Annotated in this window: 11 protein-coding genes, 1 tRNA gene and 2 pseudogenes; 5 read left to right on the top strand and 9 right to left on the bottom strand. The window is 59.9% G+C overall.

Features of this window, described 5'->3' with window-relative positions:
* Positions 1-2: 2 nt before the first annotated feature.
* On the top strand, positions 3-812 hold the full coding sequence (locus HMPREF3101_RS07565; RefSeq protein ID WP_246816694.1) for a hypothetical protein: 810 nt from the start codon (positions 3-5) through the stop codon (positions 810-812).
* On the opposite strand, the gene HMPREF3101_RS07560 is transcribed toward HMPREF3101_RS07565, so the two are convergent.
* Entirely contained in the window at positions 809-1,663 is an 855-nt protein-coding gene (locus HMPREF3101_RS07560) for a TOMM precursor leader peptide-binding protein (protein ID WP_083280148.1), read from the bottom strand. The two genes, HMPREF3101_RS07565 and HMPREF3101_RS07560, sit on opposite strands and share 4 nt — an antisense overlap.
* Positions 1,664-1,712: 49 nt before the next feature.
* Here HMPREF3101_RS07560 and HMPREF3101_RS07555 point away from each other — a divergent pair, with 49 nt between their 5' ends.
* Positions 1,713-2,207 carry a M48 metallopeptidase family protein gene (locus HMPREF3101_RS07555; RefSeq protein ID WP_070464063.1) on the top strand — a complete coding sequence of 165 codons (495 nt, stop codon included), beginning with the start codon at positions 1,713-1,715 and terminating at the stop codon, positions 2,205-2,207.
* Here the strand turns inward: HMPREF3101_RS07555 and HMPREF3101_RS07550 are convergent.
* Positions 2,204-3,631 carry a zinc-dependent metalloprotease gene (locus HMPREF3101_RS07550; RefSeq protein ID WP_070464125.1) on the bottom strand — a complete coding sequence of 476 codons (1,428 nt, stop codon included), beginning with the start codon at positions 3,629-3,631 and terminating at the stop codon, positions 2,204-2,206. The genes HMPREF3101_RS07555 and HMPREF3101_RS07550 overlap by 4 nt on opposite strands.
* A 226-nt stretch (positions 3,632-3,857) precedes the next feature.
* Here HMPREF3101_RS07550 and HMPREF3101_RS07545 point away from each other — a divergent pair, with 226 nt between their 5' ends.
* Positions 3,858-4,874: a YlbL family protein gene (locus HMPREF3101_RS07545; protein WP_210386187.1), complete on the top strand. Its 1,017-nt coding sequence runs from the start codon at positions 3,858-3,860 to the stop codon at positions 4,872-4,874.
* Here HMPREF3101_RS07545 and HMPREF3101_RS07540 read toward each other — a convergent pair.
* Together HMPREF3101_RS07540 and HMPREF3101_RS07535 are read right to left on the bottom strand one after the other, a co-directional pair.
* Positions 4,871-5,590 carry a hypothetical protein gene (locus HMPREF3101_RS07540; protein WP_083280157.1) on the bottom strand — a complete coding sequence of 240 codons (720 nt, stop codon included), beginning with the start codon at positions 5,588-5,590 and terminating at the stop codon, positions 4,871-4,873. The two genes, HMPREF3101_RS07545 and HMPREF3101_RS07540, sit on opposite strands and share 4 nt — an antisense overlap.
* Before the next feature lie 13 nt (positions 5,591-5,603).
* On the bottom strand, positions 5,604-6,122 hold the full coding sequence (locus tag HMPREF3101_RS07535) for a PPA1309 family protein (RefSeq protein ID WP_070464057.1): 519 nt from the start codon (positions 6,120-6,122) through the stop codon (positions 5,604-5,606).
* A 90-nt stretch (positions 6,123-6,212) separates the two neighbouring features.
* On the opposite strand from HMPREF3101_RS07535, the gene HMPREF3101_RS07530 reads away from it, so the two are divergent.
* Both HMPREF3101_RS07530 and HMPREF3101_RS07525 read left to right on the top strand, forming a co-directional pair.
* Complete coding sequence (locus HMPREF3101_RS07530; protein WP_070464055.1) at positions 6,213-9,170, top strand: UPF0182 family protein; 2,958 nt, start codon at positions 6,213-6,215, stop codon at positions 9,168-9,170.
* 110 nt (positions 9,171-9,280) lie between these two features.
* Positions 9,281-9,357, top strand: a tRNA-Met gene (locus tag HMPREF3101_RS07525).
* On the opposite strand, the gene HMPREF3101_RS12570 is transcribed toward HMPREF3101_RS07525, so the two are convergent.
* From HMPREF3101_RS12570 to HMPREF3101_RS07505, 5 genes and pseudogenes are all read right to left on the bottom strand, one after another.
* Positions 9,314-9,619 carry a helix-turn-helix domain-containing protein gene (locus HMPREF3101_RS12570; protein WP_371327073.1) on the bottom strand — a complete coding sequence of 102 codons (306 nt, stop codon included), beginning with the start codon at positions 9,617-9,619 and terminating at the stop codon, positions 9,314-9,316. The two genes, HMPREF3101_RS07525 and HMPREF3101_RS12570, sit on opposite strands and share 44 nt — an antisense overlap.
* A gap of 276 nt (positions 9,620-9,895) precedes the next feature.
* Positions 9,896-10,315: a hypothetical protein gene (locus tag HMPREF3101_RS12435; protein WP_070464053.1), complete on the bottom strand. Its 420-nt coding sequence runs from the start codon at positions 10,313-10,315 to the stop codon at positions 9,896-9,898.
* Between the two features lie 62 nt (positions 10,316-10,377).
* A pseudogene (locus HMPREF3101_RS07515) lies at positions 10,378-11,367 on the bottom strand (glutathione S-transferase C-terminal domain-containing protein); the annotation flags it as partial.
* Between the two features lie 190 nt (positions 11,368-11,557).
* On the bottom strand, positions 11,558-12,622 hold the full coding sequence (locus HMPREF3101_RS07510; protein WP_070464051.1) for a 2,3-butanediol dehydrogenase: 1,065 nt from the start codon (positions 12,620-12,622) through the stop codon (positions 11,558-11,560).
* Positions 12,623-12,684: 62 nt separating this feature from the next.
* A pseudogene (locus tag HMPREF3101_RS07505) lies at positions 12,685-12,965 on the bottom strand (hypothetical protein); the annotation flags it as partial.

Genomic DNA, 12,965 nt, shown 5'->3' with positions numbered 1-12,965 from the left:
CCATGACGCACGCCCCACCGCCAATGCCGCCGTCGCTGCCAGTGCCACTGCCGCGAACGCCGTTGAAGTTTTCGTCTGAAAGCGCAGAGGCCCTAGCGCCGAAGTCCATGAAGGAAAACGATCAGCAGCGCAATACGCATATGGATCGCAGCGGCATGCGCGAGGCCATCAACAGCTCCGGGCCACCCATTGGCCGATCGAGTTTCAGCATGATGCTGGTGGGTGGCATCCTCACCGCCATGGGTGTGATGGCGTTGTTTTTCGCTGTGGTGCACACGCTGTTTATCACCATTTTGTTCCCCGGTGCGGAGGGCACCATCGACGGGATTCCCATTGCCAGCCTGATCAACGGCGCAGCTGCGGTGGTGTTCATCGTTGTCGGGATTTTGGTCCTGCGAGGAAACTTGGGGCGAACAACGCGGCTGCGTACCGCGTGGGAAAACGGGTGGGTTGAGTACCGGCCAGCGCTCATTGGGGAGTTGATGCACAAGCGCGTCGTGCGCTTCAGCGAGGGCTCGGATGATCACTACTACACAGCCCCGGTGCTCATCCTGCAGCCGGACGGCACGCTGACAGAGGCCGTGACTGAGGAGTTCCGTTTGCCGGATTCGAACTGGCTGCAAATCCGCGGTCGCAAGCTTGCGGGAGTTGGGTACCGGGCCATTGTTGAGCTGAACCTCAACAACGGCTGGGGCGTGGTGGGCTACCGCGTGGACACCGGCATTCCAAAGCCAGAACTGGAAAACGGCCTGCGCAAAAAGAACATCGAGGCAGCGCTTGCCTTCGCGGAACAGAATTGGGTCAAACCCTAACCGCACACTTCACACCGCGGGTGCGGCAGCACCGTTTTGCGCTTCAAAAACGTTGTGGCAAAAGGGTCAACCACGTGCAGCTCACCAGCCACCGGCGCAGCCATGGAAACACCAGGGGGCTGCGCAACACCTGCCACGCGGCGGATATAGGCCGCAGCGGCCGCAGCGCCAGCGCTTAAGACAACATGGTCGGGGGAGTGTGGTCCGGTGGGGAAGTGCCGTAATGCAATGGCCCACCCGTCGTCCACATCCGAAAAGTGCCGGGCGGTACACGCAAGACAGGCCGAGCCCTCGCCGTCAAACAAGGGGCCGACAAACACCTGCGAGTCCACCAGGTTCACCGGCACGGTGGCACCCACGCGGCGCTTGGTCATCCGCGCTACCGCCTCAGCTTCTGCCAGCTTGTCCACGGCAACCACCGGCACCCACGGATCCGCCCGCCCCACAAACCGCTGCTCGGTGGTGTTGCGCATCGGCGAGCGCACCTCAACACCACACCCGCGCAGCACCCGCGATAGCTGCTTCGCCAGCGGCGAGTTGCCCAGCAGGATCACCGGCACCGGATCTGCCGGTACCAAAATACGAAAGGACACCAGATCCGCCACCATGCTCTCCGCAGCATTCGCGCCCACATAGGCCGTAAACGCACGCGTCAGGTGGTGCAGTGGGGTGGGGGTGACCGCAGCGTCGATAAGCAAGGAAAGCTCCTTGGCAAAGGGTGTTTCAATCACACCCGTGCGCGTGGCGTCCAGCCCGAACTGGATGAGGTTTTGCGCACGTAGAAACACACTAACCCCCGGCGCAAGCCGCACATTTGAAAACCTGCCAACACGCTGGCTCGTTGACACCATGAAAGACACCCCCCGATGTGTATTTCGCACCATCCTACAATGCGAAGTCATGGCAGACATCCCGTACACCGTGATTCGCTCCGCCAAACGCACCCGCACGGTGCAAGCCCGGATGGAAAACGGGGTGGCGGTCATCCGCATCCCGGCACGCATGAGCAAGGCGCAAGAGTCCGAGGTTGTTGCAGAGATGCTGGCAAAACTCCAGCGAAAATCCGCCCGCAACCCGCGCTCGGATGAGCAGTTGGCGCGCCGGGCGGAAGAACTCAACCAACAGGTCCTGGATGGTCGCGCGCGGATCGGCTCCATTAGGTGGGTGGATAATCAGACCACGCGCTGGGGCTCCTGCACCGTGTCCACGGGGGATATCCGGTTGAGCAGCAGGCTTATAAGCGCCCCAACGTACGTCATCGACGCCGTCATCATCCACGAACTCACGCACACCTTCATCAGCGGGCACACGGAAGAGTTCTGGGCGTGGGCAGATCGTGCGCCGCACGCCGAGCGGGCGAAAGGCTACTTGGAAGCGCTGCAGCGCTTCGTCTAGTCCTCCTCGCCCTTTTCCGGATCCTCGGATCCCTGTTTGCGCAGTTCTTCTTCCATCTTGGCAAACTCGGCGTCGAAGTCGGTGTCCGGTTGATCGTCCAGAAGCATGTCGATGAACGCAGCCGGGTTGTCCAGGTGCTCGGCGGTGGGCAGGAAGTCCGGGTGGTCCCACACAGCGTCACGGCGCTGAACACCAACCGCATTTTCCGCACGGCGCCACAGCTCAGCAGCCTCACGGACCTTCGGGGCAGCCAGCTCAATACCCACAACGTTGGCAAACGCCTGCTCCGCAGAACCGCCGGTTGCGCGGCGGCGCGCCCAGGCCTCTGCAAGCTGCGGAGCGGATGGGATACGACCCTCCAGGGCCTCGTTGACCACAACGTCCACCCAGCCCTCAACCAGGGCCAGCAGGGTCTCTAGGCGCGAGGTGGCCGCGGCGTTGCGCGAGCCCACACGCGGCGCCAGGTCTTCGCCCTCAAGGTTCTGCAGTGCTTCCTGGATGGACTGCGGGTCACCAGACTCCAAGTTCAGCCCACGTGCGACCTCTTCAAGGTGGGAAGTGTCAATCTCCAGGCCTGCGGCGTACTCCTCAACGGCGGACACGATGCGCTCTACCAGCCACGGCACGTGCTTGAACAGGCGCTGGCGCGCTGCCTCACGTGCGGCGATGTAGACAATGACCTCCTGGCCAGGTACCTCAAGACCCTTGGCAATCTCGCTCACGTTGCCCGGCAAGATTGCCGCGACGTTGCTGGGAGCAACCGGCAGGCCGAAGTCGGTGCCGGTGAGCGCCTGCTGCGCCAAGTCACCGAGTGCGTGGCCCAGCTTCATGCCCATCTGCATGGAGTTCATCTGGCGCATCATGGCAGACATCGGCCCCATCATTTCGCGGACCTCGTCCGGCATGGTTGCCAGTTGGGCGCGGTTCATGTGGTCGGCCACCGGGTTGACCAGGCGCTTCCACATCGGCATGGTCTCTGCAATCCAGGTTTGCGCGTTCCACGCCTGCGCCTGTGCGCCGGAGGCGGGAAGGGTGGTGGCCCCATCCAGCCAGAGATCTGCAAGCTTGACGGATTCCTCTACCGCCTTCGCATCACCCGCAGACGCGTCCTTGGCGTTGCCCAGGCGCTGGCGCGCCATGCGGCCTGCCAGCTCAAAGTTCACTGCATCGGCGTCGTTCTGGGCGTTCATGGAGCTGCCCATGCCGGAGAGCATCTGGCCGAACTGGTTCAAAATGTCGCCTAAACCGCCAGCGCCGCCGGCACCGCCGAAGCCTGCGCCGGGTTGGAAACTAAAGCCGAATGATGCGAACGGGTCGGAGTTGCCGCCGCCTGCGCCGCGGTCGTTGTCCCCGTTGCGGTTATCACCATTGTGGTCATCACCGTTGTTGTCGTTGGGGAAGGAGAAACCAAATCCGTTACTCATACCCGCCCACACTACCGGCATGTGCCACACGTTGTTACGACGCAGGTCATATGCAGAAAAATTTTCTAGCTTCGGCTTTGGTCTATGCTTATCGGCCGTGACAACTGTTGTACATCCCTCGCCGGAGCCTTCTCAGCAGCCGCCTGCGCGTAAGCCCGAATCGCCGGATCCGCGCAATACTCGCCGCGCCGCCATCGCATGGGGTGCGGTGCCGGTTGCGGTGCTGATGGGTTTATTAACGGTTGACCACATCCCCGGCACCGACATTTCTTTGACCGTGCCGTTTGCCGCCCAGGGCCCGGGCCCGATGTTTGACACGCTCGGGGAGGTTGCAGGGGAGCCTGTCGTGCGTATCGACGGTGCCGAGACCGACCCAACCTCCGGCACCTTAAACATGACCACGGTGTCTGTGCGTACGAACATGACGCTGCTGCAAATCCTGAACCGGTGGATTACTACGGATGACACGATTGTGCCCGTAGAGCAGGTCATGCCGCGTGATTTAAGCCCGGAGGAAGTCAAGGAGTACAACACTCGGGCGTTTGTGGCCTCTGAGGCCTCCGCCACGGTTGCGGCGATGAATTACTTGGGCAGGCCCACTCGCGTGGTTATCCATGAGGTGGTCGACGGTGCCGCAGCCCACGGCAAGTTGGAGGCCGAAGACACCATTACTGCCATCAACGGCCAGGCCGTAACCAAGCCGGGCGAGGTCCAGGAGCTGGTGCGTGCGCTCAAGCCTGGCGACGATGTTGCGGTAACCGTGATGCGCGGTGAAGGAGCTGGCGCCGAAGAGCACACCGTAGATGTCACGTTGGGTGAAAACCCGCATGAGAAAGACGTGGCCATGCTGGGGATTTTGATGACCTCTGAACCGGGCGACGGCGTGGCAGTGACCTACAACCTCAACGACGTTGGTGGCCCCAGCGCCGGCATGATCTTTGCGCTTGCGGTGATTGACAAGCTTTCTCCGGGCGAGTTGACGCACGGGCGCACCGTTGCGGGTACCGGCACGATCAATGAGGAAGGCCAAGTGGGCCCGATCGGCGGTATTTCCCACAAGCTTGCCGGCGCGCGCGACGCGGGCGTGGAGGTGTTCCTAGCTCCAGCGGGTAACTGTGCTGAGGTGAACCGCGTTGATTCCGGCGAAATGGTGGTGGCCAAGGTAGCGACGCTTGACGACGCGGTGAAGGCGCTTGATGATTTTGCCGCGGGCCACGACGTGCTTACCTGTAAGGCTGACTAGCCTTCAGCCGCTTCAGCCTCTTCCGACTTGGTTGCAGAAGTCGTGCCAGGCGTGGAGACTTCCCCGGTCTGCTCGGCAAGGCCAAGTTCGTAGATGAGGGTGCGGGGATCCACATCGTCGGTGGAGATCAGCTGCTGCATCACCTGGCCGGTGTTGTTGTCCACCACGGTGATAATCGCGGAGTTAGCCAGTACCGACCAGCCAACAATGCGGTCATTTTCGTCCTCCACCACACGTGAAGAGCGCAACTGCGTCAGCAGCTGGGTGGTGGAAGCGGCCTTCGACTCAGAGTCAAAGAACTGGAACTGGCCAATTTCACGGCCGCTGCAGTTATACGCACCGTCGAAGCCGCCTTCGGTGCACTCATCCAGCTGGGCGAAAAACGACGCCGGCGCCAAGGTTGCAAAGTGCTCCGCAACCTCATCCAGGGTGGTGTCGCCTTCCTTTTTCTCCTTTGAGGTGGAGGTGGGACTGGTTGCAGTGCTGCTGCTTGTGGACGTCTTCTCCTTAGCCGACGTCGAAACAGTTGTGCTCGCAGATGCGGTTTCTGACGTGGATTCTGGAGTGGTTTCTGAGGTAGTGGCCGTGGACGTCGTAGCACTCGTGGTAGGAGCAGGCTCCGGCTCTTCAGTGTCGTTGCCGCAGGCGCTCAGCGTCAATGCCAGAACAGCTGCGGTAGCGGGAATGGTCAGGTGTCGTTTCAGCACAGAATTCATTTTAGAGGTCATTTTATACCAGCTCATCTGGGTCATGCGTCAGGCTATACTGCAACGCGGCAATCACGGTCGGTGCTACGTCCGGCCCACCACGCAATTCAATCTTGTCTTGCGCGAATAATCCGCCTGCCTCCAACTCCTCCTCGGTGGGGCGAAGCTGGAGGAGCGTTTGCACAATATCGTTATCACGCAGAGCCCCCGAAAACAGACGTGCCGGGCGAGGCGAGGGATCCTCGGAGGAAGAATCGCGGAAGATGATCTCCTGGGCCAAGATCACCCCTTCAACCTCATGAGGCCAGGCAACGCGCGCAACGTAGTCGGCGAGTTCCTCAGAACCTGGCTGGATGTGATCCGGCAGGGTTTGCACAACAAGCGTCAACGGCGAGTTATCAGCACGGTCGAGTTCTTCCAGCTGATCAACCAAAAGTTCACTAGGTACCAGGCCGAACAGCGTTGGGGGCGCGTCCCATCCTTCCGCGTGGACGAACTCAACGGCCTCCATCATTGCCTTGTTCAGTGCCTGCTGTTGCATGCCTTGGGAACCCTTCTACCGGTTTGTGCGTTGGACTATTTAGGCTAGAAGCCTACTTAGAAGTTTGCAGCCGCGATAAAAGGAGAAGGATTGGCTACCCGCGTCAACCCGCCAAGACCAAGTGCCAGTAAGCCGAACCGGGGGTTATGGACCGCGGTTAGCATTCTTGGCGTCATCCTCATTGTCCTACCAATGCTGGTGGGCCTCTACACCGATTTTTTATGGTTCGGTGAACTGGACTTCCGCTCCGTGTTCAACAAGATGGTCCTGGCCAGGGTGATCCTCTTTGTCCTCTTCGCTGCCATTGGCGGGGCGATAGCTTTCTTCGCTGCGCGTATTGCGTGGAAGGGCCGGCCTGGTCTGGACAGTGACCCATTTGCGCCGAACGCGAAGTACCGCGCACAGCTGGAGCAGGGGATCCGCTCCATCCTGCTGTGGGTGCCGCTGGTTGTCGCACTGTTTGCGGGTCTTGCTGGCCAGGGTCTGTGGCGCACACTGCTTTTGGCACTGAACAGTGAGAGCTTCGGGGTTAATGACGCGCAGTTTGGGCGTGATCTTGGCTTCTACGCATTCCAGCTGCCGGCAGTGACCGCACTGGTGGACATTTTGTCCATGCTGCTTGTTGTGGCGTTCTTGATCGCTGCTGTGGCCCACTACTTATTGGGCGGTATCCGCATTGCCAGCAACCTCACCGGCGCAAACGGTGGTGTGTCCAAGGCTGCGCGCATCCAGCTGGCGGTGACCGCCGGATTGTGGATGTTGCTGAAGGCCGCAAGCTACTGGCTTGAGCGCTACCAGCTGCTGTACGCACGCAACGATATTTTCACGGGTGCGTCCTACACCTCTGTCAACGCGATGCTGCCGGCGAAGATCATCTTGACCATTATTGCGGTGCTGGTTGCCCTGGCGTTTTTCGCTTCCGTTGTGTACAAGGATCTGCGCATTCCGGTGCTGGGCACCGTGCTGATGCTGGTCAGCTCCTTGGTTGTGGGCAACGTATGGCCTGCATTACTTGAGCAGTTCAGCGTGAAGCCGAACCGCCAGGCCAAGGAGTATGAGTACATCGGTCGCAACATTGAGGCCACTCGTTTCGCATACGGTCTCACCGATGAGACGGTGACGTACGAGGAGAACTGGGGCCAGTCCACCACCTCGAACGCTGAGGTGGCAAGTGATGCGGCAACGATTTCTAACATCCGTCTGCTTGACCCAGACATCATTTCGCCGACGTTTACTCAGAACCAGCAGCTGCGCAACTTCTACGGCTTCCCGGAGCAGCTGGCGATGGACCGTTATGAGATGGACGGCGAGATGCGCGACTTTGTTGTTGCCGCGCGTGAGTTGAACCCGAACTCGCTGTCGGAGAACCAGCGTGACTGGATTAACCGCCACACCGTTTACACCCACGGCAACGGCTTTATTGCCGCGCAGGCGAACACGGTTGATGAGGCTGCGCAGGACGCAGGTTCCACCCGTGGCGGCCTGCCCATCTTCACGGTGTCTGATTTGCAGACCAATGAGAAGGCTCGTGAAAACGACGAGGCTGAGGAGCTGGGTATCCGCGTAGATGAGCCACGTATTTACTACGGCCCGGTGATCGCTTCTGCCCAGGACGGCTTGGATTACGCCATTGTGGGTGACAACGGCCAGGGCCCAGTGGAGTATGACACGGACACCACCACTTACACCTACACCGGTGAGGGCGGCGTGGGCGTTGGTAACTGGATCAACCGCGTCGCATATGCGGTGAAGTACCAGGAGCTGAACCTGCTGTTGTCTGACCGCGTTGGCGGCCAGTCCAAGATTCTGTATGACCGTGACCCGCGCCAGCGTGTGGAGAAGGTTGCGCCGTGGTTGACCACGGATTCCAAGACCTACCCGGCAGTTATTGATGGCCGCGTGAAGTGGATCGTGGACGGCTACACCACGCTCAGCCGACTGCCGTATTCTTCCCGTACCTCGCTGACTGGTGCGACGGTGGATGCGCTGAACCCAGACGGCACCACGCAGCGTGTGATTAATAATGACTTGGGCTACATCCGCAATTCCGTCAAGGCAACTGTGGATGCCTACGACGGCACCGTGGACCTCTATGCATTCGACGAGTCTGACCCGGTGCTGAAGGCATGGATGGGCGTATTCCCGGATACGGTGAAGTCGGCAAGTGAAATTTCTGACACGCTGCGCGGTCACCTGCGTTACCCGGAGGATCTGTTCAAGGTGCAGCGTCTGCTCTTGGCGCGCTACCACGTGGATGACCCGGGCGTGTTCTTTAACAACGATGCGTTCTGGTCCGTACCTAATGACCCGACCGCGCCGGAAGGCCGCGACCAGCTGGACCAGCCGCCGTACTACATCGTGGCATCTGATCCGGAGACGGGCGAACCGTCCTTCCAGCTGATCACGCCGTACCGCGGTCTGAACCGTGAGTTCCTGTCCGCGCACATGTCGGTGTCTTCTGACCCGGAGAACTACGGGCGTATCACGGTGCGAGTCTTGCCAACGAACACGCAAACGCAAGGCCCGAAGCAGGCTCAGGATGCGCTGATGTCTTCTGACCAGGTGGCGCGTGACCGCACCTTATGGGAGGGCTCCAACGACCTGAAGAACGGTAACCTGCTTACCTTGCCGGTGGGTGGTGGCGAGATCCTTTACGTGGAGCCGATCTACTCGCAGCGTAAGGACCAAGAGTCTGCGTTCCCGAAGTTGCTGCGCGTGCTGGTGTTCTACCGTGGCCAGGTTGGCTACGCGCCGACCATCTCCCAGGCCTTGAGCCAGGTTGGCATCAACTCGGCTGCCGTGCAGGAGATCGAGGTTGTGGACGAGAACGCTCAGGCCGATAAGCCTTCCGCTCCAGAGAATGAGAGCGGGGAGCAGCCGGCTGAGCAGCCTACCGGTGGGGCAGAGAACGTCGACGAGGCAATGAACAACCTCAACAACGCACTGCGTCAGCTTGAGACTGCACGCGACGGTTCCTTCGAGGAATACGGCCGCGCACTTGACCAGCTGGACCGCGCGGTAAAGGAGTACCAAGACCTGACCCGCTAAAGCCAAAGGCTTCTCCGCCTTAGCCAGCGGATTTGGCGCACCGCGGCGGTGGACGTATAGTAGTCCACGTTGCCGATTACGGCAGCAGGTGAAATGAATATCTCACCCGTCGCGGGGTGGAGCAGCTCGGTAGCTCGCTGGGCTCATAACCCAGAGGTCGTAGGTTCGAATCCTGCCCCCGCTACCAACTTCGGATCAGCCCCCTCTTCGGAGGGGGCTTTTCCTGTTTCTAGGGGAGAAACACGACGGGGGAGAAGGTCCGTGACCTCAACACCGAAGAAGTCGGCAGCATCAAACAGCTCCTCGAGAGCCCACCTATTTTGCCCATAGATTTTCTTACTAACAGCTGCTCCGGTAATGCCGAGAGCATCTGCCAAATCTTTACGGCTGGTCCGCGACCTAAACATGAGTTGGTCGATTTTCGCACCAACAGCTTCATTGGCGGTCATCGAAGTTCGTAGCGTCGTCATGCTCGTAACTGTAACACGTGTTCCACATCGGAACAAGTGCAACATTACGTACGAAGTGGGCCTGTGCCATACTGCGGGCATGAGTATTCCAAAACGAAACGAACAAGCGGAAACGGATTGGTTGTCGCCGAAAAGCAAGAGCCGCCCATTGATTGAACGGCTCCAGATACTCCTTCAACACCTGGTTGATGAGCTGGCACTAGTCTAACACGGGATCCAAGAGTCCCGGTAGCGGACAGGACAGCTGTCACATCTTCATGTAGTAAGAGCACTCGAACCCATCGGTTCCAGGGGCAGCCCCTCGGCCCAGTCGGGCACGGTGGCCATGAGCACGCAGATCTCGTCTACAGAGGCCGCCGTAGTTTCAATGAGGATGTCGCGGGCGATGGCTTGGACGATGTTCTCGGTGAGTTTCCTACCGCAGGTTTTCAACAGGCCCCACTTGCGCCCCGTCCTGATGCCCTCGTGGGTGATGCTAGTACCACCGAACCTGTTCTCACCCAGCTTGGGTTTCACATAAGCCAGGCGACGTCCGGAGGGAAGCCGGATGAACATGATCCCGGACTCCACGGTGAAGGTCAGCGCGCCAACACTGGTTGGCTGGCGGGTAGCGACCGTTTCGATGGCGGCGGCCGTCTTCGTTTTGAGCCTTAACCCCTTAACCCGAGCGTTCAACCGCGTTAGGGGCTAAGCCGCCGCTGCATCGACCTGTAATCCCAGGGGATGATTAAGAGGACTTAGCCCAGTCCGAAGAGTTCCTGCTGGAAGTCCGTGGGGTTCTTCAGTCGCTCGGACTCGGGCAGTGGGCCGGGCAGGGTGGTGCCCGCGGCGACGGGGGCACCCGGTAGGTGGTCGCGGCGGTGGGGTTGGGCGACGCCGGAAAGGTCGGGGCCGACGGGGACGATCTGTGTGGGGTTGATCTCGCGGTGCACGATGTAATAGTGCTGCTTGATCTCCACAAAGTCAGTGGTGTCACCGAAACCGGGAGTTTGGAAGAGCTCGCGTAGGTAGCCGTACACATTCGGCATTTCGCTGATCTTGTTCCGGTTGGTTTTGAAGTGGCCGTGGTAGACGGCGTCGAAGCGGATGAGGGTGGTGTAGGCGCGGATGTCGGTCTCCGTGATGTGTTCACCCATGATGAAGCGGCGGCTGGCTAGGCGGTCTTCGAGCCAATCGAGGACCTCAAACACGTCGGCATAGGCTTCTTCGTAGGTGTCCTGGGAGGTGGAGAAGCCGGCGCGATACACGCCGTTGTTGAACTTGCGGAAGAGGAAGTCGTTGATCTTCTCCATCTCCTCCAGCTGATCTTCCGATGGCAACAGGTTGGGTGCGCCAGCGCGGTGGTAGTCGGTCCACTCGGTTTGGAGGTCACGGACGATGGAATTGAAATCATTGGTGACCACCTTGCCGGTTGCTTCTTCCACCAAGGCTGGCACGGTGATGCCGCGTGGGTAGTCCGGAAAGCGCTTGAAGTACGCATCTTGCAGGCGGGGGATCTGCAGGACGGGGTCGACGCCATTCGGGTCCAGGTCGAATGTCTAGGAGCGTTTGTCGTGGGTGGGGCCGACCAGACCGAGGGAGATCACATGCTCCAGTCCCATTAGGCGTCGAACGATGACAGCACGATGTGCCCAGGGGCAGGCACGTGCCGCGATGAGGCGGTAGCGGTGCGGTTGCACGGGCCAGAGCAGGGCGTTACCGCTTGCCGACGGCTGTGGTTCGCCACCCGTAACAGTCCCGTGGTGGTTCCTTTTGCGCGCCTGTAGTCATCTTAAGTCTCCTTGTTCATACGAAAGCCCGTTTTTGTAAGAACTATAGAGACTTGCCCGGGATGAGTCTCTCCCCATTCGCTGGCTTTCATTAACTCAGCGATTGGGGAGCAGTTTGCCACTTACTTGCTAGCGGGACTCTTGGTTCCTAGAGCTCCGGGGACACCAGAATCTTCACGGCGGTTTCGTTCCGGTTGATGAGGGTATCGAAGCCCTCATCGACAACGCCGTCGAAGCCGATTTTTCCGGTGATGAATGGCTTGAGATCAACCTTGCCGGACTCGACCAGTTCAATGGTCTTTGGGTGGTCGTGGGCGTAGCCGATGATGCCGCGGATGGTGAGCTCCTTCATCACCAATGCGTGGATGTCCAGCTCGGCCTTCTTGGACCAGATGGACTCAACCACCAGGGTGCCTTTGAGCTTCAGGCAGTCGATGAGCTGGTCGAGCACAACGTTGACGGAGGTGCATTCGAATGCGACGTCAGCGCCCTTACCATCGGTGATTTTCAGGATTTCTTCCTTCAGGTCGGTTGCGCTTGGGTCGATTGCGTAATCGGCAACGCCAGCGTCAAGTGCCTTCTGGCGGCGTAGTTCCGAAAGCTCAGAGACGACAACGGTGAGCCCATATGCCTTCGCCACAGCAGCGGTGAGAACACCAATGGGGCCGGCGCCACCGATCAGGGCAACGTCGCCTTCCTTCGCTTCAGATGCGACGAATGCGTGGTGGGTGACGGACAGTGGTTCGATCAGTGCAGCTTCGTCGAGGGGGACGTCGTTGGAGATTGGGTGAACCCAGCGGCGTTGCACAGAAATTTGCTCAGCCAGGCCACCACCGTGGCCGGCGAGCCCAATGAAGTTCACATCCGGGTGGAGGTTGTACGGACCGGGCTGCTTCGGGTCCACATCTTCAGGCAGAACGTATGGCTCAACAACAACGTGCTGACCAACCTCAAGGTCATCCACGCCCTCACCAAGTGCAGACACGACGCCGGAGAATTCGTGGCCTAAGGTGATGGGCATTTCCTCCCCCGTGACAGGGTGCGGGTGGCCTTTGGCTGGAATGAAGATCGGGCCTTCAAGGTATTCGTGGAGGTCAGTACCACAAATACCGCACCAGGCGATATCAATGAGTACTTCGCCCGGACCTGCGGTTGGTGCCTCGATTTCTTCGACGCGGATGTCCTTTTGGCCGTAATAGCGAACTGCTCGCATGGGGAAAACTCCTTTGCTGTTGGGAACACTGTCCAACGTACTCGTGTTTGAGATCCCCGCAATCACACTCGTTTCAGCCGCCACGCCCCGAAGCGCACCGCGCAGACACCCCAGTGGAGGAGCAAGAGCACGAGGAGCGCCAAGGAAAGTGTGTGCCAGCCTTCGTCCCAAGCACCCAAGCACAGGGTGCCCACGGGGAAGGTAGAGCCCCACCAACCAGGGCCGTAGGGCGCCCAGTGGAGGACAGCCTCGTAGAAGCAGTACATGGCATAGAGGACACACGGTGCGCCGAGGGTGAACATGATGAGGCCGTACAGGTGGGCGTCGAAAAGCAATGTCGATG

Source organism: Corynebacterium sp. HMSC29G08 (assembly GCF_001806875.1).
In the GTDB taxonomy this organism is placed as follows: Bacteria; Actinomycetota; Actinomycetes; order Mycobacteriales; family Mycobacteriaceae; genus Corynebacterium.
This window is presented reverse-complemented; position numbering and strand designations above follow the sequence as displayed.

Coding starts and splice junctions, on each gene's coding strand:
- HMPREF3101_RS07565 (WP_246816694.1), top strand. CDS start 3: ATGACGCACGCCCCACCGCCAATGCCGCCGTCGCTGCCAGTGCCACTG.
- HMPREF3101_RS07560 (WP_083280148.1), bottom strand. CDS start 1,663: ATGGTGTCAACGAGCCAGCGTGTTGGCAGGTTTTCAAATGTGCGGCTT.
- HMPREF3101_RS07555 (WP_070464063.1), top strand. CDS start 1,713: ATGGCAGACATCCCGTACACCGTGATTCGCTCCGCCAAACGCACCCGC.
- HMPREF3101_RS07550 (WP_070464125.1), bottom strand. CDS start 3,631: ATGAGTAACGGATTTGGTTTCTCCTTCCCCAACGACAACAACGGTGAT.
- HMPREF3101_RS07545 (WP_210386187.1), top strand. CDS start 3,858: ATGGGTTTATTAACGGTTGACCACATCCCCGGCACCGACATTTCTTTG.
- HMPREF3101_RS07540 (WP_083280157.1), bottom strand. CDS start 5,590: ATGAATTCTGTGCTGAAACGACACCTGACCATTCCCGCTACCGCAGCT.
- HMPREF3101_RS07535 (WP_070464057.1), bottom strand. CDS start 6,122: ATGCAACAGCAGGCACTGAACAAGGCAATGATGGAGGCCGTTGAGTTC.
- HMPREF3101_RS12570 (WP_371327073.1), bottom strand. CDS start 9,619: ATGACCGCCAATGAAGCTGTTGGTGCGAAAATCGACCAACTCATGTTT.
- HMPREF3101_RS07510 (WP_070464051.1), bottom strand. CDS start 12,622: ATGCGAGCAGTTCGCTATTACGGCCAAAAGGACATCCGCGTCGAAGAA.